Source organism: Rhodoferax sp. LS1R11 (assembly GCF_056521395.1).
Genome location: NZ_JBWMAW010000003.1, coordinates 321,286 through 341,389, shown reverse-complemented (window position 1 = coordinate 341,389; position 20,104 = coordinate 321,286). Strand labels below are relative to the sequence as shown.

Below are 20,104 nucleotides of genomic sequence, written 5' to 3'. Positions count from 1 at the left end.
AATCAGGAGTTTTCGAGGATGATGCCCTCGATCAGGTTGGCCACGTCCTCGCACTTGTCTGTGATGGTTTCGAGCAACTCATAAATGGCCTTGAGCTTGATGACTTCTCGCACATCGGGCTCTTCGCGAAACAACTTGCTCATGGCGCCACGCATCACGCGGTCAGCGTCACTCTCCAGCCGATCGATTTCCTCACAGGTCTTGAGAGCGGCCTCGGCCGTGCTGGGATCGGCAATCTTGTCCAGAAGCTTGACCGCATCGCGCAAGCGTTCACAGCACTTCACACTCAAGTCCGTGAGGCGGACGATGTCTTCTGTCATGTGGCGCACGTCGTACAGCGCCATGGTCTCCGCCGAATCCTGAATCAGATCGGCCACATCGTCCATGGTGTTGATCAAGCCGTGGATTTGCTCCCGGTCAATGGGCGTGATGAAGGTCTTGTGAATGGCTTTGTTGACCTCGTGCGTCACGCGGTCCGCGGCGCGTTCGGCATTGTCCACGTCCTGGTTGTATTTTTCCCGCAATTGCACATCGCTGTAATTGGCAACGAGTTTGGAAAACGCGTGGGCTGCTTCAACAATACGCTCGGCGTGCTGGTTGAACATTTCAAAAAAATTGCCTTCGCGCGGCAACAACTTGCCAAAGAACATGGCGGACTCCTACGGGTGGGGGAACAAGTCAAGTATTTGACGAATTTGTGACTGCGCAAAGTTTAACCGCCTCTACCACGACTAAAAAACCGACGATTCAGGCGCTGCGGAATATAAAGTACACCGCACCCACCATGCAAAGGGCGGCTCACAGGTAGTCAAGCTTCAGTGGATCATTCATGTAGCCGACGGCGAAGGGAACGAAAACCGAGAGCGTGATCACCTCTTGCATGATCTTGAGCTGACCGGCGCTGAAGCCCGCCGGAAATGAAAACGCCCTGCAACACAGGGCTGCAGGGCGCCAGGAAAAGGCGCAACCCGAAGGCCGGCCTACCCGTCAGTCCAATCAGGCGGCAACACCGTCCGTCACCGTCGCGGCCGCATCGGTGTAGTCCTGGACCTTGTCAAAGTTCAGATACTGGTACACCTTGTCGCTGGCTGCAGTCAGAACGACCATGTCGGCCATGTACTCTTCCTTGGTAGGGATGCGTCCCAGTTTGGAGCAGATGGCGGCGAGTTCGGCGCTGCCCAGGTACACATTGCTGTTCTTGCCCAGACGGTTGGGAAAGTTACGTGTAGACGTAGAGAACACAGTCGCGCCCTCCTTCACTTGCGCCTGGTTACCCATGCACAAGCTGCAACCCGGCATTTCCATGCGCGCACCGGCAGAACCCAGCACACCGTAATGGCCTTCGTCAGACAGTTGTTTGGCATCCATTTTGGTGGGTGGAGCCATCCACAGTTTGACGGGAATATCACGCTTGTTTTCCAAGAGTTTGGAAGCCGCGCGGAAGTGACCGATGTTGGTCATGCACGAACCGATGAAAACTTCATCAATCTTCGAGCCCGCCACTTCAGCCAGTGTCTTCACATCATCCGGATCGTTCGGGCAGGCCACGATAGGCTCATGGATGTCGGCCAGGTCGATCTCAATGACCGCTGCGTATTCGGCATCGGCATCGCCCTTGAGCAACTGCGGATCGGCCAACCAGGCTTCCATGGCGGCAATACGGCGCTTGATGGTACGAACATCAGAGTAACCCTCGGCAATCATCCACTTCAACATGGTGATGTTGCTGGTGATGTACTCAATGATCGGCTCTTTGTTCAAGTGCACGGTGCAACCACCGGCGCTGCGCTCGGCGGAGGCGTCGCTCAACTCAAACGCTTGCTCAACCTTGAGGTCTGGCAAGCCTTCAATCTCCAGAATACGACCTGAAAAGATGTTCTTCTTACCCTGCTTGGCCACGGTCAACAGACCGGCCTTGATGGCATACAACGGAATGGCATTGACCAGGTCACGCAAGGTGATACCGGACTGCATCTTGCCTTTGAAACGCACCAACACGCTCTCAGGCATGTCCAGCGGCATCACACCGGTCGCGGCACCAAAAGCCACCAGGCCGGAACCGGCGGGGAAGCTGATACCGATCGGGAAACGGGTGTGGCTGTCGCCGCCCGTCCCCACGGTGTCGGGCAACAACATGCGGTTGAGCCAGCTGTGGATGATGCCGTCACCCGGACGCAATGGAACACCGCCACGGGTGCTCATGAAATCGGGCAACTCGTGGTGCATTTTCACGTCCACGGGCTTGGGGTAGGCCGCGGTGTGGCAAAACGATTGCATCACCAGGTCAGCGCTGAAGCCCAGGCAGGCCAGGTCTTTCAGCTCGTCGCGGGTCATCGGGCCGGTGGTGTCTTGCGAACCCACGCTGGTCATCTTGGGCTCGCAATACGTACTGGGGCGAACACCCTGGCCTTCTGGCAAGCCACATGCACGGCCCACCATTTTTTGCGCCAGTGTGAAACCTTTGTGGGTGTCAGCCGGGTTGTGCGGCAAACGGAACAAGGTGCTAACGGGTAAACCCAGCGCCTCGCGCGCCTTGGCGGTCAGACCACGGCCAATGATCAGCGGAATACGGCCCCCGGCGCGCACTTCGTCAAACAGCACGTCGCTCTTGACCTTGAACTCGGCAATGACCTTGCCGTCTTTGAGCGCCTGACCGTCATAAGGACGCAGCTCCACCACGTCGCCCATGTTCATCTGGTCCACGTCCAGTTCGATGGGCAATGCACCGGAGTCTTCCATGGTGTTGTAGAAAATCGGGGCAATCTTGCTGCCCAGACAGACACCACCAAAACGCTTGTTCGGCACGAAAGGAATGTCCTCACCGGTGAACCACAGCACCGAGTTGGTGGCGGACTTGCGAGATGAACCCGTGCCCACCACGTCACCCACGTAGGCGACCAAATTGCCCTTGGCCTTGAGTTCATCAAAGAATTTGACCGGACCACGCTTGCCGTCTTCTTCAGGAACGATGCCAGGGCGCGCATTTTTGTGCATGGCCAGCGCGTGCATTGGAATGTCGGGACGACTGAAGGCGTCAGGCGCCGGGGAGAGGTCATCGGTGTTGATCTCACCCGCGACTTTGAACACCGTCAGCTTGATGCTTTGGGCCACTTCAGGGCGCGAGGTAAACCACTCGGCGTCGGCCCAGCTTTGCAACACAGCCTTGGCTTGCAGATTGCCTTTGTCAGCCTTTTCCTTGACGTCATGGAATTGGTCAAACATCAACAGGGTTTTCTTGAGGCCGTTGGCGGCTTCCTGGGCAACGGCGGCGTCGTCCAGCAAATCAACCATCGGGCTGATGTTGTAGCCACCGAGCATGGTGCCCAGCAATTCAGTGGCTTTTTGGCGGGAAATCAAGGCGCATTTTTCAGTGCCATGCGCCACGGCGGCCAGGTAGCTGGCTTTTACTTTGGCAGCGTCATCCACACCGGCGGGCACGCGGTGCGTGATGAGGTCGACCAGGGTGGCTTCTTCACCTTGGGGAGGGTTCTTGAGCAACTCGATGACTTCACCCGTCTGCTTGGCAGACAAAGGCAACGGGGGAATGCCGAGGGCGGCGCGTTCAGCGACGTGGGCACGGTAGGCTTGCAACATGATTTACTCCTTTTAACAAACGAAATAAGGCTCCAGCCCTTACAGGACGGGCGGAAGCAGCTCTTTATTTAATAGCAATGGCGGCTGGCGCATCCAGCACGCTGGGCGGCGGGTTCTTGATGAGGTGCTCCGCCATGACCACCTGGTCGGGGCTCATGCAGACATCAGCCAGCCGCTGGCCCAGCTTCTGGTTCATCAACATGGACTTGTTGGCCAACTGCAGCCACACGGCACCCGCCTTCTGGTCTTCCAGGCGAATGGCCCCCGTGGTGGTTTCCACCGGGAACATGCGGAACTTCAGGTTCTTGATCTGCACGTTGAAATAACCGGGTGCCTTGTCGTCGGCCGTCAGAGTCACAAAAGCGCCCAGCTCGCAAGGCAATTTTCCTTGGTACACGCGCTCGGCAATGGCCAACTCAGCGGGGGTCAGGGCGGCTTCAGCGGCCATGATGCCCGACGCCATTTGGGTGGCCATGGTTTTAGCTTCAAGCCTGCTGGGGCTCACCACCTTGGTTTTTTTGCCCGCCTTTTCTGACGCATTGGCCAGTACGGCGATCGGCAGGGCGAGCAGCAGGAGGGAAGCTAGTAATTTTTTCATGATCAGCAATCTCAGTTGATGGCACACGGCCGATGTCAGGCCGAAAAATAGCTGAGCGCTTCATCAGGAATCGCTCTTCCCGTCTGATTCGCCCGCTCCAGAATTTGCCAGAAGAAGCGGTAGCTCGCCCGGTCATGCAATTTTCCGCCAAAAGAGATGGGCGCCCAGTCTGCAGCACCCGCCGCCGCCAAAATTTGGGCAGCCAATTCAATCTCATGGGCCGGCGGCGCGAACGCCTCCAAAATGGGTCGGATCTGATCCGGGTGAATGCTCCACATGCGGGTGTAGCCCAAAGCCCGCGAAGCCCGTTGGGCCGCAGCCAGCACGGCGCCCCTGTCCTTGAACTCGGTCACCACACAATGGGCGGGCACCTTGCCATGGGCATGGCAGGCCGATGCAATTTCAAGCTTGGCCCGCACCACCAAGGGATGGGAAAACTGGTCCAGGGAGTCCGTCGCCGCGCCTGAATGAAGGGCCATGGCGCTGGAAGGAATGGCCCCGCCGTGACTGGACACAAAGTCCATCAAGCCAAAGCTGATGGACTGGACACGCGGGTGCGCTGCAATGTCAAAAGCACGGTGAACGGCACCGGGGGATTCGATCAAGACATGCAGGGGCAAAGCGTCTTGTCGGCCCGATCGGGCTGCAACCTGGTCGATCAGTTTGACGGCCTGTTCGACGTCAGCCACGGTTTCCACCTTGGGAATCATCAGGTGACACAAAGCGGCTGCCGCACCACCCACGATGATGTCCACGTCTTGCTCAAACGCAGGATGATCAACCGGATGCACCCGAACCGCCACGCGTGGCGCCAGAGAGAATGCTATATTTTTAGTAGCTGCTTGCGCTTGATTGGCGAGGGCTACAACCATATTTGCCTGGTCTTTTTCACTCCCCACCGACGCACCGTCCTCGCAGTCGAGTGTCACGTCAAAAACGCAGGCACCAAACTCTTGTGTCATTTCAGCCTGCAGAGCCAGGCTTTTGCGCATGCGCATCTCGACGCCACTGTAGTGGTCACACACCGGCAAGGGTGCTGCGACCTTGGCGCCGAGAAGCACATCACGCGGATGCCGACGTGTCCCCATGAGGGTCACAGGCACCGGGCCGTCCCCCGCAAGGGGTTTGGCACCCAGTGATGACCCGTCGGCTCTCATTCGCGCTACGCCTTACAGCAGGTGAGCGACGCCAGCTTGCTCTTCCTGGAGCTCTTTCAATGTCTTGTTGATGCATTCCTGGCTGAACGCGTCCACCGGCAAGTCCTGAACCACGGTGTACTCGCCACCTTCGCAGGTCACGGCGAAACCGAACATGGTGTCTTTGGGGATGCCGTACTGGCCATCGGATGGAATACCCATCGTGACCCACTTGCCATTGGTGCCCAAGGCCCAATCGCGCATGTGGTCAATGGCGGCATTCGCTGCGGACGCTGCCGACGACACGCCGCGCGCTGCAATGATGGCCGCGCCACGCTTGCCAACGGTGGGCAGGAAGGTGTTGGCATTCCAGTCCTGGTCGTTGATCATGTCCTTGACGCTGGCACCGTTGATGGTGGCAAAACGGTAGTCAGCGTACATGGTCGGCGAGTGGTTGCCCCACACGGTCAATTTCTCGATATCGGCCACAGCCTTGCCGGTCTTGGCAGCGATCTGGCTCAAGGCGCGGTTGTGGTCCAGGCGCAGCATGGCGGTGAAGTTCTTGCGTGGCAGGTCTGGCGCGCTCTTCATAGCGATGTAGGCGTTGGTGTTGGCAGGGTTGCCGACCACCAGGACCTTGACATTGCGGCTGGCGACAGCGTTGAGTGCCTTGCCCTGGGCCGTGAAGATTTCAGCATTGACCGCGAGCAACTCGGCGCGCTCCATGCCAGGACCGCGAGGACGTGAACCAATCAGCAAGGCGTAGTCAACATCCTTGAACGCGGTCATGGGGTCGCCATGGGCTTCCATACCGACCAACAAGGGGAACGCACAGTCTTGCAACTCCATCATCACACCCTGCAGCGCTTGCTGGGGCTTCTCCATGGGAACCTCCAACAATTGCAGGATCACGGGCTGGTCTTTGCCCAGCATTTCGCCGGAGGCGATGCGGAACAGGATTGCGTAACCAATTTGACCTGCTGCGCCAGTGACGGCAACGCGGACGGGTTTTTTGCTCATGGTGAGAACTCCAGAAGTGTTGTAAAACGGGTGCTGGTGGTTGCTCAAACGGGTCGCCTGAGCCCCACATAAATGCGCCGCAAGTTTACTCTGGAAAACCCTGAGCCGTCAACTTGTCTTATGTCTTATATAAGAGATATGATTGGCATCGCCTCAACCCTTGCGTGAGGCTGACGATCCATGTCCCAAACACCTACCCCTTTTGCTGACAACACACCTTCGGCTACGCCCGGCGCGTCGCTTGCCGGCGCACCTGCAACCCCAGCGTTCAGCCCGCTTTACCAGCAAATCAAGAGCTTGATTCTGAACAGCCTGCGCCTGGGCGAATGGAAACCCGGCGAAGCCATCCCCAGCGAGATGGACCTTGCCACACGCTTCCGTGTCAGCCAGGGCACGGTACGCAAGGCGATCGATGAACTCGCACTCGAGAACCTGCTGGTCCGCCGACAAGGTAAAGGCACTTTTGTCGCCACCCACGCCGAGCAGCATGTGCAGTTTCGTTTCCTGAAGCTGGTCCCAGACAACGGACCACCCGGCAGCGAAGGGCCGGCCGAACGCGAGATTGTGGAGTGCCGCCGCACCCGTGCCAGCGCAGACGTGGCCCGGGCGCTGGCCCTGCGCACAGGCGACGCGGTCTTGCAGGCGCGCCGAGTCCTGAGTTTTGCAGGAACCCCCACAATTCTGGAAGACATCTGGTTACCAGCGGCTCCGTTCAAAGGCCTGACCGCTGAACGACTGACCAACTACCACGGCCCCATGTACGCCCTCTTCGAGACCGAATTCAACATGCGCATGGTTCGGGCTGAAGAAAAAATACGCGCAGAACCCGCAACTGACGGGCGGGAGTTGCTATTAAAAGTAGAGCAAGGAACCCCCTTATTGAGCGTGGAGCGGATCTCCTTCACTTATAAGGATGTGCCCATGGAACTGCGTCGCGGCTACTACCGAACGGACACCCATCACTACCACAACACCTTGAGTTGATCATGATCTGGCGCCACTCCGGCTATCTGCTCTTGATTTCCGGCGACCAACCTGAAGACGATGCTTCCGCCTTCGAATGTACCGAGTCGCGAACGGACAAGTAACAACAAGGCCCATTTGGAAAGCCTGTAATGCCCGCGTCAGACTACGGCCGCCAACACACTTCAATCGAACCACTACGGAAATTAAATGTCATTTTTTTGACTAAAACGCGCAGCCTTTTCCCGGCCAAGCCCGGATTGATGCTGCATTGCAATAGAATTTCAGGGTAACCAGTTTTAGCAAGTTACCACGCAGTTACTTAAAACTTAGAAAGCACAGCATGTCTGAATCAGCGACCACCGCGGCGAAAAAGCGGCCCGAATTCCGCAACATCAACGCCTTCACCGACCTCCCCAGCTACCGCTTGCCTCTCGCAGGCATTGTGTCCATTTTGCACCGCGTCAGTGGCGCCATCATGTTCCTGTTGATGCCTTTCATCATCTGGATGTTTGACACCTCAATCTCTTCCGAAATTTCGTTCGCCAAATTCACATCCGCGTTCAACGTCGGCATGTTGGGCTTGCCAGGCTTCATCTGGAAGTTGGTGGCACTGGCGCTGATCTGGGCCTACCTGCACCACTTCATCGCAGGCCTGCGCCATCTTTGGATGGACACACACCATGATGCGGTAAGCAAGGAATTTGGGAAATCGTCAGCGGCCTTCACATTGGCATCGAGCGTCGGCCTCACCGTGATCCTTGGCGCCAAGCTGTTTGGCCTTTACTAATTCGAAAGAGCACATCATGTCTGTAAATTACGGTTCCAAACGTATCGTTGTCGGCGCTCACTACGGCTTGCGCGACTGGCTAGCCCAACGCGTGACGGCGGCCCTGATGGCCCTCTTCACCGTGCTGTTGCTGGCTCAAGTCATCTTCAGTAAAGGCCCTATCGGCTACGACCAGTGGGCAGGCATCTTCTCCGCCCAGTGGATGAAGGTCTTGACGTTCACCGTCATCATCGCCCTGCTCTACCACGTGTGGGTTGGCATGCGCGACATCTGGATGGACTACATCAAGCCCGTCGGGCTGCGTCTGGCCTTGCAAGTATTCACCATGGTCTGGCTGATCGCCTGCGCTGGCTGGGGCATTCAAGTCCTCTGGCGCGTTTAAGACGTTTCTTCAAAACGCTTTCCTGCCAGCTTCGGCCTCTCTCCCATTGAGCCACGATTACCGAGATTCAATAAAAATCATGACCGCTACTTCCAAACTCCCCAAGCGCAAATTTGACGTCGTCATCGTTGGTGCCGGCGGCTCCGGCATGCGCGCTTCGCTGCAATTGGCCCGCGCCGGCCTGAACGTTGCCGTTCTCTCCAAAGTGTTCCCAACACGTTCACACACCGTCGCCGCACAAGGCGGCATTGGCGCCTCATTGGGCAACATGTCCGAGGACAACTGGCACTACCACTTTTATGACACCGTCAAGGGCTCTGACTGGCTCGGTGATCAGGACGCCATTGAATTCATGTGCCGCGAAGCCCCCAAGGTCGTGTATGACCTGGAGCACATGGGCATGCCTTTTGACCGCAACCCGGACGGCACAATTTACCAGCGTCCGTTTGGCGGCCACACCGCCAACTACGGCGAAAAACCTGTGCAACGCGCTTGCGCTGCCGCTGACCGTACCGGCCATGCCATGCTGCACACCCTGTATCAGCAAAACGTCAAGGAAAAAACGAGCTTTTTCGTGGAGTGGCTGGCCATGGACCTGATCCGCGACGAGGCGGGTGATGTCGTCGGCGTGACCGCGCTGGAAATGGAAACCGGTGACGTGCATATTTTTGAAGCCAAGACCACCCTGCTGGCCACGGGCGGTGCCGGACGCATTTTTGCCGCCTCGACCAACGCCTTCATCAATACCGGCGACGGACTGGGCATGGCAGCGCGGGCTGGCATTCCTCTTGAAGATATGGAGTTCTGGCAGTTCCACCCCACCGGCGTGCACGGTGCTGGCGTGTTGCTGACAGAGGGTTGCCGCGGTGAAGGCGCCATTTTGCGCAACAGCAACGGTGAGCGCTTCATGGAGCGTTACGCCCCGGCCTACAAAGACTTGGCCCCGCGTGACTATGTCTCTCGCTGTATGGACCAGGAAATCAAGGAAGGCCGCGGCTGTGGTCCCAACAAGGACTACATCAACCTCGACATGACCCACCTGGGTGCCGAGACCATCATGAAGCGCCTGCCGTCGGTGTTCGAAATTGGCCATAACTTTGCCAACGTCGACATCACCAAAGAGTCGATCCCCGTGGTCCCCACCATCCACTACCAGATGGGCGGCATTCCAACCAACATCCACGGCCAGGTCGTGACACAAAACGCAGACAACAAGAGCGAAGTTGTCAATGGCTTGTATGCTGTCGGCGAATGCTCCTGCGTCAGCGTGCACGGCGCCAACCGCCTGGGCACCAACTCCTTGTTGGACTTGTTGGTATTTGGCCGCGCTGCGGGCAACCACATTGTTGAATTTAACAAAGCCAACAAGACCCACAAAGAGCTGCCAGCCAATGCGGCTGACGCCACACTCGCCCGCATCGCCCGCCTGGACAACGCCACTGGGGGCGAATACGCGCAAGATGTGGCCGATGACATTCGCTCCACCATGCAACAACACGCCGGCGTGTTCCGCACCCAGGCCAGCATGGACGAAGGCGTCGTCAAGGTCGCAGCCCTGCGTGAACGAGTGGCTACCATCGGACTCAAGGACAAATCAAAAATTTTCAACACCGCGCGCATTGAAGCGCTTGAAGTTGAAAACCTGATTGAGGCGGCACAAGCCACCATCGTATCTGCAGCGGCTCGCCGTGAAAGTCGTGGCGCTCATTCTGTCAACGACTATGGCGACAGCGCAGCCCATCCCAATGGTCGCAACGATACCGATTGGCACAAGCACACCCTGTGGCACAGCGCGAACAACTCGCTGACCTACAAGCCCGTGCAAATGAAGCCACTGACGGTCGACTCCATACCACTCACCGTGCGCAGCTTCTAAGACCAAGCCCCAAAGATCAGCGAGAACACACCATGTCCAAACGTACATTCCAGATTTACCGCTACGACCCGGATACCGACGCCAAGCCCTACATGCAAACCATCGAGGTAGAACTTGATGGCAGCGAACGCATGCTGCTGGATGCGCTGATGAAGCTCAAGGCACAGGACCCCACGATCACATTTCGGCGTTCGTGCCGCGAAGGTGTGTGCGGCTCTGACGCCATGAACATCAACGGCAAGAACGGCCTGGCCTGCCTGACCAACATGCTGACACTGCCGGGCACCATTGTCCTGAAGCCCCTGCCCGGCCTGCCGGTCGTGCGCGACCTGATCGTCGACATGACACAGTTCTTCAAACAGTACAACTCGATCAAGCCCTATTTGATCAACGACAACGTACCGCCTGAAAAAGAGCGACTGCAAAGCCCGGAAGAGCGTGATGAGCTCAATGGTCTTTACGAATGCATCTTGTGCGCCAGTTGCTCCACGTCTTGCCCCAGCTTCTGGTGGAACCCCGACAAGTTTGTCGGTCCCGCAGGTTTGCTTCAGGCCTACCGTTTCATCGCCGACAGCCGCGACGAAGCCACTGGCGAGCGCCTGGACAACCTGGAAGACCCTTACCGCCTGTTCCGCTGCCACACCATCATGAATTGCGTCGACGTTTGCCCCAAGGGACTCAACCCGACCAAGGCCATCGGCAAGATCAAGGAAATGATGGTTCTGCGCACGGTTTAACCGGCGAGAAATGCTTTGCCATGAACCCTTCTGAAGAGTTAATCGATGAAAGAGCCCTCAGCAAACTGATATGGCGTTGTCGCCGCGGTTTGCTGGAGAACGATATTTTTATCGAACGCTTCTTCAAACGCTTCGGTGCCACATTGACCGTCAAGCAGGCGCAAGGTATGGGCGTTTTAATGGATTTGAGTGACAACGATCTGCTGGATCTGCATCTGGCACGCAAATCGCTTGCTCAAGTTGACCCCGCTCTTGTTCGAGACGATGTCTCCGAAGTATTAAGTATGTTGAGAGAAACCCGTTGAAAGGTCGAAAATGAAGTTAGCTGACAACAAAGCCACCCTGTCGTTCAGTAACGGCAGCCCCAGTGTCGATTTGCCCGTTTACAACGGCAGTGTCGGCCCGGACGTCATTGACATCCGCAAGCTGTACGCACAAACGGGCATGTTTACCTATGATCCGGGCTTTTTGTCCACCGCGTCGTGCCAGTCCGCCATCACCTACATCGATGGCGACAAAGGCGAGTTGCTGTACCGTGGTTATCCCATTGAGCAGTTGGCCACCAGCTGCGACTTCATGGAAACCTGCCACTTGCTGCTGTACGGCAATCTGCCTGACGTGGCGGCCAAATCAGCCTTTACCAAACGCGTGACCAACCACACCATGGTCAATGAGCAGATGCAGTTTTTCCTGCGTGGTTTCCGTCGCGATGCACATCCCATGGCCATCATGACCGGCTTGGTGGGTGCCTTGTCCGCCTTCTACCATGACAGCACCGACATCAACAATCCGGAGCACCGTGAGATCTCGGCCATCCGCCTGATTGCCAAGATGCCAACCCTGGTTGCCATGGCTTACAAGTACAGCGCTGGCCAGCCTTACATGTACCCCAAGAACAACCTGAGCTACGCAGGCAACTTCCTGCACATGATGTTCGCCACACCTTGCGAGGAGTATGTGGTCAACCCCGTGATCGAACGCGCCCTCGACCGCATCTTCGTGTTGCATGCTGACCACGAACAAAACGCGTCCACATCAACCGTTCGACTGTGCGGCAGCTCCGGCACCAATCCGTTTGCAGCCATCGCAGCTGGCGTTGCCTGCCTGTGGGGTCCCGCGCACGGTGGTGCCAACGAAGCCTGCCTGAACATGCTTGAAGACATCCAGAAAATGGGTGGCATCTCCAAGGTGGGCCAGTTCATGGAGCAGGTCAAGGACAAAAACTCCGGCGTCAAGCTCATGGGCTTTGGTCACCGTGTGTACAAGAACTACGATCCGCGTGCCAAGCTCATGCAGGAAACCTGCAAAGAAGTTTTGGCTTCGCTAGGCCTGGAAAACGATCCCCTGTTCAAGTTGGCCATGGCGCTGGAAAAAATTGCCCTGGAAGACGAATACTTCGTGTCCCGCAAGCTCTACCCCAACGTGGACTTCTACTCCGGCATCGTGCAGCGCGCCATCGGCATACCGGTCGGTTTGTTCACCGCGGTCTTCGCGTTGGCACGTACCGTGGGCTGGATTGCTCAACTGAACGAGATGATTGGCGACCCCGAATACAAAATTGGACGCCCACGCCAGCTGTTCACTGGGTCTGTGCGTCGCGACGTACTGCCTATTAACCAGCGTTAATAGCAAGTCCATTCGAAAAGCCCGCCGGATGGCAACACCGGCGGGCTTTTTCTTGTCTGGACGGCGCGGCGTTCACCACGCCGCATAAAATCGGGGATTGCCAAGGAAAAATTTATGGTCAGCACCAACATCGAGACGCACGGTCGTACGCTGTACGACAAACTCTGGGACGAGCACGTTGTTCATACCGAGGAGGACGGCACGGCCATCCTTTACATCGACCGCCATCTGGTTCATGAAGTAACCAGCCCCCAGGCATTTGAGGGCTTGCGTCAGGCGGGCCGCAAGGTTTGGCGTGTCAGTTCGATTGTTGCCACGGCAGACCACAACACACCCACGACAGGCTGGGAGCGTGGCTATGACGGGATCACCGACCCAACCAGCAAAGAACAGATCATGACGCTGGACACGAACATGCAGGAATTTGGGTCGGCAGCCTACTTCCCGTTCCTTTCCAAGCGCCAGGGCATTGTCCACGTCATCGGACCTGAGAATGGTGCCACCCTGCCCGGCATGACCGTGGTATGCGGCGACTCCCACACATCCACCCACGGTGCTTTTGGCGCCTTGGCGCATGGCATTGGCACCAGTGAAGTCGAACACGTGATGGCCACGCAAACCCTGCTGGCCAAAAAAGCCAAAAACATGCTGGTACGGGTGGATGGCACGCTCCCGCGCGGGTGCAGTGGCAAAGACATCGTCCTGGCCATCATCGGAAGAATCGGCACAGCAGGCGGCACGGGTTACACCATCGAGTTCGGTGGTTCAGCCATTCGTGCGCTGAGCATGGAAGGTCGCATGACCGTGTGCAACATGGCGATCGAAGCAGGCGCCCGCGCTGGCTTGGTCGCCGTGGACGAAAAAACCATTGACTACGTCAAAGGTCGTCCGTTGGCGCCCGGGCACAGCGCTGCCAATGAATCCGCGGCAGCCGTCGAATGGGATCAGGCCGTTGCGTACTGGAAAACACTTCATTCGGACGCCAATGCCAAGTTTGACACGGTGGTGGAACTGGATGCCAGCCAGATCATTCCGCAAGTGACCTGGGGCACATCGCCCGAGATGGTACTGGGCATTGACAGCCGCGTGCCTGACCCCGACAAGGAAAAAGATGCCAACAAGCGTGGCGCCATTGAGCGGGCGCTGGTCTACATGGGCCTGGAGCCCGGCAAGGCACTGGACGACCTTTATGTGGACAAGGTGTTCATCGGTTCCTGTACCAACAGCCGCATTGAAGACATGCGTGAAGCAGCTGCGTTGGTCAAGAAGCTCGGTCAAAAAGTCGCGAAAAACATCAAGCTGGCCATGGTCGTGCCAGGCTCAGGCTTGGTCAAAGAGCAGGCAGAGCGCGAAGGCCTGCACGAGATCTTCATCGCCGCCGGCTTTGAATGGCGCGAACCTGGGTGTTCCATGTGCCTGGCCATGAACGCCGACCGACTGGAACCTGGTGAACGCTGTGCCTCCACTAGCAACCGCAATTTTGAAGGTCGCCAGGGTGCCGGTGGGCGCACCCACTTGGTGAGCCCCGCCATGGCGGCGGCGGCGGCCATCCACGGCCACTTTGTCGACGTCCGAAAATTCGTCTGAGTTGGCCCTTACGACAAGATCATCATGCAAAAATTTACATTGCTCAAAGGCTTGGTAGCCCCTATGGACCGGGAAAACGTCGACACCGACGCGATCATTCCCAAACAGTTCCTCAAGTCCATTCGCAAGACTGGATTTGGTCAAAACCTGTTCGACGAGTGGCGGTATCTGGACGCGGGGTTTCCGGGTCAAGACCCCACCAGTCGCAAACCCAATCCGGACTTTGTGCTGAACCAGGCCCGGTATGAGGGCGCATCCATTCTCCTGGCCCGTAAAAACTTCGGTTGTGGTTCCTCGCGTGAACATGCACCGTGGGCGCTCGACCAATACGGTTTTCGAGCGATCATTGCCCCCAGTTACGCTGATATTTTCTTCAACAACAGCTTCAAAAACGGTTTGCTCCCGATTGTGCTGAGTGAAGCTCAGGTTAGCCAACTGTTTGATGAAGCCGCAGCCTTCCCCGGTTACGCGCTGACGATCGACCTTGAACGACAACTGGTCATCAAACCGGGCGGCGAAGAGCTGCCATTCGAAGTGCAGGCATTTCGCAAATACTGTTTGCTCAACGGATTTGATGACATTGGGTTGACCTTGCGCCAAGCCGACAAGATCAAAGCCTTTGAAGCCGAGCGTTTGGCACAAAAACCATGGCTAGCCCGCACCCTGATTGCGTAGATAGCTACAAATTTAATAGCGAACAACCTCATCATGAAAATTGCAGTTTTGCCAGGCGATGGCATTGGTACCGAAATCGTGGCACAAGCCGTCCAAGTCTTGAACTCCCTCGACCTGAAGTTCGAGATGGAAACGGCGCTGGTAGGTGGTGCGGCTTATGAGGCGTACGGGCATCCCCTGCCTGAAGCCACCCTCAAACTGGCCAAGGAAGCGGATGCCATTCTGTTTGGTGCCGTGGGCGACTGGAAATACGACAAGCTCGACCGTCCGCTTCGCCCCGAACAGGCGATTCTGGGCCTGCGCAAGAACCTCGGTTTGTTTGCCAATTTCCGTCCGGCCATCTGCTACGAGCAGCTGGTTGACGCCTCCAGCCTGAAACCCGAGCTAATCGCCGGTCTCGATATCCTGATCATTCGCGAACTGACAGGTGACATCTACTTTGGCCAACCCCGTGGCCGGCGTATTGCCACCGACGGTCATTTCCCTGGTGCCGAGGAAGCGTTCGACACCATGCGCTACTCGCGTCCCGAAATCGAGCGTATTGCCCACGTGGCGTTCCAGGCCGCCCGCAAACGCAGCAAGCGTGTGACCAGCGTCGACAAGGCCAACGTGCTGGAAACCTTCCAATTCTGGAAGGACGTGGTCACCGAGGTCGGCAAGGAATACCCGGATGTTGAGCTCGACCACATGTACGTGGACAACGCAGCCATGCAACTGGTGCGCGCGCCCAAAAAGTTCGACGTGGTCGTGACCGGCAATATGTTCGGCGACATTCTGAGCGACGAGGCTGCCATGCTCACCGGCTCTATCGGCATGCTGCCCTCGGCCTCCTTAAACGCCAGCAACCAAGGCCTGTACGAACCCAGCCACGGCAGCGCGCCTGATATTGCGGGCAAAGGCATCGCCAACCCCCTGGCAACCATTCTGAGTGCAGCCATGATGCTGCGCTTCAGCCTGAACCAGGAAGCAGCCGCCCAGCGCATTGAGGCAGCGGTGAAATCAGTGCTGGCACAAGGCCTGCGTACAGCAGATATTTATAGCGAAGGTACCACCCGCGTCACCACCATGGAAATGGGCGCTGCAGTGGTCAAGGCCTTGTAAGCGCCATCTGAAACAGTATTTCAAAATCCAAGAGGACATCACAATGAAAATCGGCAATCTGGTAGGTTTGGTAGGCTGGCGCGGCATGGTGGGTTCGGTCTTGATGGACCGCATGCAGACCGAGGGCGATTTTGACTTGATCGAACCGGTTTTTTTCTCCACATCCAATGCGGGAGGTAAAGCGCCCGTCCAGGCCAAAAACGAAACTACGCTGAAAGATGCTTTTGACATCAATGCGCTAAAAAAATGCGACATCATCATCAGCGCGCAAGGGGGTGACTACACGAGTGAAGTGTTCCCGAAACTGCGCGCCGCCGGCTGGAATGGTCACTGGATTGATGCCGCCTCGACTCTGCGCATGGAAGAGAATGCCGTGATTGTTCTGGACCCGGTCAATCTTTCCGTCATCAAGGATGCCCTGGCCAAAGGCGGCAACAACTGGGTAGGCGGCAACTGTACGGTGAGTTGCATGTTGATGGGTGTTGGCGCCTTGTACAAGGCCGGGCTCGTGGAGTGGATGAGCACCCAAACCTACCAGGCTGCGTCCGGTGGCGGCGCACAGCACATGCGCGAACTACTGACGCAATACGGCACGCTGAACGCGGAAGTGAAGTCCATGCTGGACGATCCCAAAAGTGCCATACTGGAAATCGACCGCAAGGTCATCGCCAAACAACGCGCCCTGACCGCGGCCGAAACCGCCAACTTTGGCGTGCCATTGGGCGGCTCTCTGATTCCCTGGATTGACAAAGACCTGGGCAATGGGATGAGCAAGGAAGAGTGGAAAGGCATGGCCGAGACCAACAAGATTCTCGGCCAGGGTGAGGGTTTTGGCTCTCCTGCAATTCCCGTCGACGGTTTTTGTGTGCGCGTGGGCGCCATGCGTTGCCACAGCCAGGCGTTGACCTTCAAACTCAACAAAGACGTGCCCCTGGCCGATATTGAAGCCATGATCGCTGCTGACAATGAATGGGTCAAAGTCGTCCCCAACAACCGTGAAGCAACGATTCGTGATCTCACCCCTGTGGCAGTCACCGGCACGATGTCCATCCCGGTGGGTCGTATTCGCAAGTTGGCGATGGGGTCAGACTATGTTGGTGCGTTCACCATCGGCGACCAACTTCTGTGGGGTGCTGCTGAACCCCTGCGACGCATGCTGCGCATTCTGATCGCATCCTGATTCGTTTCTGAGCCTTTTGCCACGGCCCGTCATGCCTTGTTTCACAAGCATGACGGGCCGTTGTCGCGTGGCAACATAGAATTGTGCCCAAATGATGCCCAGCCAAGCTGACAAAGTTAAAAGCTTTGTCAGCTTGTCAGCCTAAGGCATTGATGTTAAGGTACTTTTTCAAGTTTCAAGCACCGAGGCACATGTGCGCATAATGAGACATATTTTTCCAGCCGCCCGAACACCGGAGTCCACAAATTGATTGCTAAGTCACATCGCTGGCAAAAAACCGCATTGGCAGTCGCTGCAGCGACCCTGCTCGGCCTATGGGGGTCGAACGCGGCGGCGCTGTCGCTTGGTCGCCTCACGGTACTGTCTGCTCTGGGTGAGCCTTTGCGCGCGGAAATCGATGTGCCGGACATCAACAGTGACGAAGCGGCCTCCTTGAAGGCGACAGTCGGTTCTCCGGAATCCTTCCGGGCGGCCGGGCTCGATTACAACCCGGCCATGTCGGGGCTGCAGGCAACACTGCAAAGGCGCGCTGACGGCCGCGCCTATATAAGATTGAGCAGCGACCGGGCCATCAATGACCCGTTTGTGGACATGATTCTGGAGGCCAGTTGGGCATCGGGTCGCATTGTTCGCGACTACACCATGCTGTTTGACCCGCCCAGTCTGAAACAGGCGGCACCTGCAGCACCAACGCAGGCACAAGTGCCATCACAAGCCCCAACGGCCAGCCCTGCTGCACCGAGGTCGGTTGCGGCACAACCATCAGTCCCCGCGACCACATCACCCCCTGAAAGAAGGAAACCCGCGCCGCCACCGCCTGCAACACCTGCAGCGGTGAAGGTTCCAGACCCGACGTCAGGGCAAGTTACCGTGAGATCAGGGGATACGGCCAGCAAAATCGCAGCAGCCACCAAGCCCGGCAATATTTCGCTCGACCAGATGCTGGTGGCTTTGTTGCGCGCCAATCCCGACGCCTTCCTGAATGGCAATGTCAATCGCGTCAAGGCCGGGGCCATATTGAATGTGCCGTCGACTGACCAAGCCGGGGCAACGCCGGCTGGCGAAGCCAGCCAGATCATCGTGGCCCAAAGCAAAGACTTCAATGACTTCCGCCGCAAACTCGCGAGCAACGCACCCAGCACGCCTGTAGCCGCGGCAGACCGACAAGCCAGCGGATCCCTGCAGACTAAGGTTGAAGACAAAAAACCCGCTACGGCCGCGCCCGACAAACTAACCCTGTCCAAAGGCACGACCCAAGGCAAAACGGCCGAGGACCAGCTTGCCCAGGACCGCAGCGCCAAAGAGTCGACAGCACGTGCCGCCGAAATAGCCAAGAACATCAGCGACCTGAGCAAGCTCGGAGCCGCTTCCAGCGCGGTAGCCGCCAGCCTGCCCAAGGCCGCTGTAACGGTTATTGCCGCCGCCTCGGCTCCTGCAACGATGGTCCCGGTGATTGCTGATGCTGCACCGGCACAGCCTGCCAGTGCAGCCGCGCCTGCCCCCATCGAGTCGCCCGCGGTAGCCGCTGCATCGGTGGCATCGGCGCCGAAGCGCGTCGCACCTGTTGTCGCTCCGCAAGCTGAACCCAGCTTGATCGACGGCCTGATCGAAGACCCTTTGGTGCCTGCTGGTGCGGCAGGATTGATTGCACTGCTGGCGGGGTTTGGGATATACCGGTACCGCCAACGCAAAAAGGAAAATTCACAAGTTGACAGCTCCTTTCTTGAAAGTCGGCTGCAACCTGAGTCTTTTTTTGGTGCCAGTGGAGGGCAAAGTGTTGATACCAGCGACGGTTCTACCAGCAGTTCTTCCCTGGCCTACACACCGAGCCAGCTTGATGCGGTCGATGACGTTGACCCGGTCGCAGAGGCCGATGTCTATTTGGCTTATGGTCGCGACCTGCAGGCCGAGGAAATTCTCAAAGCCGCATTGCGCACCAGCCCAGGACGTTTGGCCATCCATCAAAAACTGCTTGAGATTTTTGCCAAGCGCCGGGATGCCAAAGCCTTTGAGAGTACGGCGGCTGAAGTATTCAAATTTACCAGCGGTGAAGGCTCCGACTGGGAACGTGTCTGTGAACTCGGCCTGAGCATCGACCCCGACAACACCTTATACCAACCCGGTGGACAGCCCGGCAACAGCGGTGAAACGCCGTCACAACCGGCCGCGCTTGACTTCACAAGCCAGGCAGACGTCTCTGGCACGCCCACGGTCATTCAAGCCACCGAACCGCAGCTTGCAGGATCGATTGATCTCGATCTGGATCTGGATTTCTCTCTTGACGACGTGCCCGCCACTTCAATCAGCGAGACGACGACCAGTTACGAGCAGGCCACGCCGCCAGCAAACAGCCTGGAATTCGAGATGCCGACCCAAGAGATAGGACCGTTTGGCACCCTGCAAGCAGAAACCAAAACCGAAGAAGTCGCACCGTCGCTGCCCGATCTCGATTTGGACATGGACGACCTGCCTGCGATATCGGGCGACCTCGAAGAATTCAAGGTGCAGGCGGCTAACAGCTTTGGCGCCACGGCGCCAGCACCGTTGCCCGGCCTGGAACCAGACGAGGCTCCCACGACCGATTTGGGCATGTTGGAATTCGACCTTGGCGACCTGTCGCTGGAACTCGAAGACAAACCGGAAACCGACCGCGTGACCGAGCCCGGTTTGATAGAAGATCCACTGGCGACCAAGCTGGCCCTGGCCGAAGAATTCAGTGCCATTGGTGACGACGACGGCGCGCGCGCCTTGATCGAAGAGGTGATCTCGGAGGCCTCCGGCGAGATGAAAGCCAAGGCACAACGAGCCCTGAGCAAGCTATGACGTCGACGTCCTGAAT

The 20,104-nt window shown here is 57.6% G+C and carries 17 protein-coding genes and 1 pseudogene; 12 read left to right on the top strand and 6 right to left on the bottom strand.

Annotated elements, in window-relative coordinates; all coding sequences use genetic code 11:
- Positions 1-2: 2 nt before the first annotated feature.
- From AC097N_RS06320 to AC097N_RS06295, 6 genes and pseudogenes are all read right to left on the bottom strand, one after another.
- On the bottom strand, positions 3-650 hold the full coding sequence (locus AC097N_RS06320) for a DUF47 domain-containing protein (RefSeq protein WP_479580038.1): 648 nt from the start codon (positions 648-650) through the stop codon (positions 3-5).
- Between the two features lie 148 nt (positions 651-798).
- A pseudogene (locus AC097N_RS06315) lies at positions 799-906 on the bottom strand (DMT family protein); the annotation flags it as partial.
- Between the two features lie 90 nt (positions 907-996).
- Positions 997-3,594 (bottom strand): bifunctional aconitate hydratase 2/2-methylisocitrate dehydratase, encoded by a 2,598-nt coding sequence (locus AC097N_RS06310; RefSeq protein WP_479580037.1) that lies wholly within the window; start codon positions 3,592-3,594, stop codon positions 997-999.
- A 64-nt stretch (positions 3,595-3,658) separates the two neighbouring features.
- On the bottom strand, positions 3,659-4,192 hold the full coding sequence (locus AC097N_RS06305) for a hypothetical protein (RefSeq protein WP_479580036.1): 534 nt from the start codon (positions 4,190-4,192) through the stop codon (positions 3,659-3,661).
- 35 nt (positions 4,193-4,227) lie between these two features.
- Complete coding sequence (locus tag AC097N_RS06300; RefSeq protein WP_479580100.1) at positions 4,228-5,280, bottom strand: HpcH/HpaI aldolase/citrate lyase family protein; 1,053 nt, start codon at positions 5,278-5,280, stop codon at positions 4,228-4,230.
- Between the two features lie 81 nt (positions 5,281-5,361).
- Entirely contained in the window at positions 5,362-6,348 is a 987-nt protein-coding gene (locus tag AC097N_RS06295; RefSeq protein ID WP_479580035.1) for a malate dehydrogenase, read from the bottom strand.
- Between the two features lie 180 nt (positions 6,349-6,528).
- Between AC097N_RS06295 and AC097N_RS06290 the strand changes: the two genes are divergently transcribed.
- From AC097N_RS06290 to AC097N_RS06235, 12 genes are all read left to right on the top strand, one after another.
- The gene (locus AC097N_RS06290) at positions 6,529-7,332 is read left to right on the top strand and encodes a GntR family transcriptional regulator (protein WP_479580034.1); all 804 of its coding nucleotides are present in this window, start codon (positions 6,529-6,531) and stop codon (positions 7,330-7,332) included.
- 322 nt (positions 7,333-7,654) lie between these two features.
- Positions 7,655-8,101 (top strand): succinate dehydrogenase, cytochrome b556 subunit, encoded by a 447-nt coding sequence (sdhC, locus tag AC097N_RS06285; RefSeq protein WP_479580033.1) that lies wholly within the window; start codon positions 7,655-7,657, stop codon positions 8,099-8,101.
- A 16-nt stretch (positions 8,102-8,117) separates the two neighbouring features.
- Positions 8,118-8,483, top strand: a complete 366-nt coding sequence (gene sdhD / locus AC097N_RS06280) for a succinate dehydrogenase, hydrophobic membrane anchor protein (RefSeq protein WP_479580032.1) — start codon at positions 8,118-8,120, stop codon at positions 8,481-8,483.
- A 79-nt stretch (positions 8,484-8,562) separates the two neighbouring features.
- Entirely contained in the window at positions 8,563-10,359 is a 1,797-nt protein-coding gene (gene sdhA, locus AC097N_RS06275) for a succinate dehydrogenase flavoprotein subunit (RefSeq protein WP_479580031.1), read from the top strand.
- Between the two features lie 32 nt (positions 10,360-10,391).
- Entirely contained in the window at positions 10,392-11,096 is a 705-nt protein-coding gene (locus tag AC097N_RS06270; RefSeq protein ID WP_479580030.1) for a succinate dehydrogenase iron-sulfur subunit, read from the top strand.
- Positions 11,097-11,116: 20 nt separating this feature from the next.
- Positions 11,117-11,401 (top strand): FAD assembly factor SdhE, encoded by a 285-nt coding sequence (locus tag AC097N_RS06265; protein ID WP_479580029.1) that lies wholly within the window; start codon positions 11,117-11,119, stop codon positions 11,399-11,401.
- Positions 11,402-11,411: 10 nt separating this feature from the next.
- Positions 11,412-12,722 carry a citrate synthase gene (gene gltA / locus AC097N_RS06260; protein WP_479580028.1) on the top strand — a complete coding sequence of 437 codons (1,311 nt, stop codon included), beginning with the start codon at positions 11,412-11,414 and terminating at the stop codon, positions 12,720-12,722.
- Positions 12,723-12,836: 114 nt separating this feature from the next.
- Positions 12,837-14,309 (top strand): 3-isopropylmalate dehydratase large subunit, encoded by a 1,473-nt coding sequence (gene leuC / locus AC097N_RS06255; protein WP_479580027.1) that lies wholly within the window; start codon positions 12,837-12,839, stop codon positions 14,307-14,309.
- Positions 14,310-14,333: 24 nt separating this feature from the next.
- A complete protein-coding gene (gene leuD, locus AC097N_RS06250; RefSeq protein WP_479580026.1) occupies positions 14,334-14,984 on the top strand; it encodes a 3-isopropylmalate dehydratase small subunit in 651 nt (216 codons plus the stop codon).
- A gap of 33 nt (positions 14,985-15,017) precedes the next feature.
- Positions 15,018-16,085: a 3-isopropylmalate dehydrogenase gene (leuB, locus tag AC097N_RS06245; protein WP_479580025.1), complete on the top strand. Its 1,068-nt coding sequence runs from the start codon at positions 15,018-15,020 to the stop codon at positions 16,083-16,085.
- Positions 16,086-16,134: 49 nt separating this feature from the next.
- Entirely contained in the window at positions 16,135-17,265 is a 1,131-nt protein-coding gene (gene asd / locus AC097N_RS06240; protein ID WP_479580099.1) for an aspartate-semialdehyde dehydrogenase, read from the top strand.
- A gap of 246 nt (positions 17,266-17,511) precedes the next feature.
- On the top strand, positions 17,512-20,088 hold the full coding sequence (locus AC097N_RS06235; RefSeq protein ID WP_479580024.1) for a motility hub landmark protein FimV: 2,577 nt from the start codon (positions 17,512-17,514) through the stop codon (positions 20,086-20,088).
- Positions 20,089-20,104 lie beyond the last annotated feature (16 nt).

Excerpts from the sequence above, each read along its gene's own strand:
- AC097N_RS06320 (WP_479580038.1), bottom strand. The coding sequence starts at position 650 with ATGTTCTTTGGCAAGTTGTTGCCGCGCGAAGGCAATTTTTTTGAAATG.
- AC097N_RS06310 (WP_479580037.1), bottom strand. The coding sequence starts at position 3,594 with ATGTTGCAAGCCTACCGTGCCCACGTCGCTGAACGCGCCGCCCTCGGC.
- AC097N_RS06305 (WP_479580036.1), bottom strand. The coding sequence starts at position 4,192 with ATGAAAAAATTACTAGCTTCCCTCCTGCTGCTCGCCCTGCCGATCGCC.
- AC097N_RS06300 (WP_479580100.1), bottom strand. The coding sequence starts at position 5,280 with ATGGGGACACGTCGGCATCCGCGTGATGTGCTTCTCGGCGCCAAGGTC.
- AC097N_RS06295 (WP_479580035.1), bottom strand. The coding sequence starts at position 6,348 with ATGAGCAAAAAACCCGTCCGCGTTGCCGTCACTGGCGCAGCAGGTCAA.
- AC097N_RS06290 (WP_479580034.1), top strand. The coding sequence starts at position 6,529 with ATGTCCCAAACACCTACCCCTTTTGCTGACAACACACCTTCGGCTACG.
- sdhC (WP_479580033.1), top strand. The coding sequence starts at position 7,655 with ATGTCTGAATCAGCGACCACCGCGGCGAAAAAGCGGCCCGAATTCCGC.
- sdhD (WP_479580032.1), top strand. The coding sequence starts at position 8,118 with ATGTCTGTAAATTACGGTTCCAAACGTATCGTTGTCGGCGCTCACTAC.
- sdhA (WP_479580031.1), top strand. The coding sequence starts at position 8,563 with ATGACCGCTACTTCCAAACTCCCCAAGCGCAAATTTGACGTCGTCATC.
- AC097N_RS06270 (WP_479580030.1), top strand. The coding sequence starts at position 10,392 with ATGTCCAAACGTACATTCCAGATTTACCGCTACGACCCGGATACCGAC.
- AC097N_RS06265 (WP_479580029.1), top strand. The coding sequence starts at position 11,117 with ATGAACCCTTCTGAAGAGTTAATCGATGAAAGAGCCCTCAGCAAACTG.
- gltA (WP_479580028.1), top strand. The coding sequence starts at position 11,412 with ATGAAGTTAGCTGACAACAAAGCCACCCTGTCGTTCAGTAACGGCAGC.
- leuC (WP_479580027.1), top strand. The coding sequence starts at position 12,837 with ATGGTCAGCACCAACATCGAGACGCACGGTCGTACGCTGTACGACAAA.
- leuD (WP_479580026.1), top strand. The coding sequence starts at position 14,334 with ATGCAAAAATTTACATTGCTCAAAGGCTTGGTAGCCCCTATGGACCGG.
- leuB (WP_479580025.1), top strand. The coding sequence starts at position 15,018 with ATGAAAATTGCAGTTTTGCCAGGCGATGGCATTGGTACCGAAATCGTG.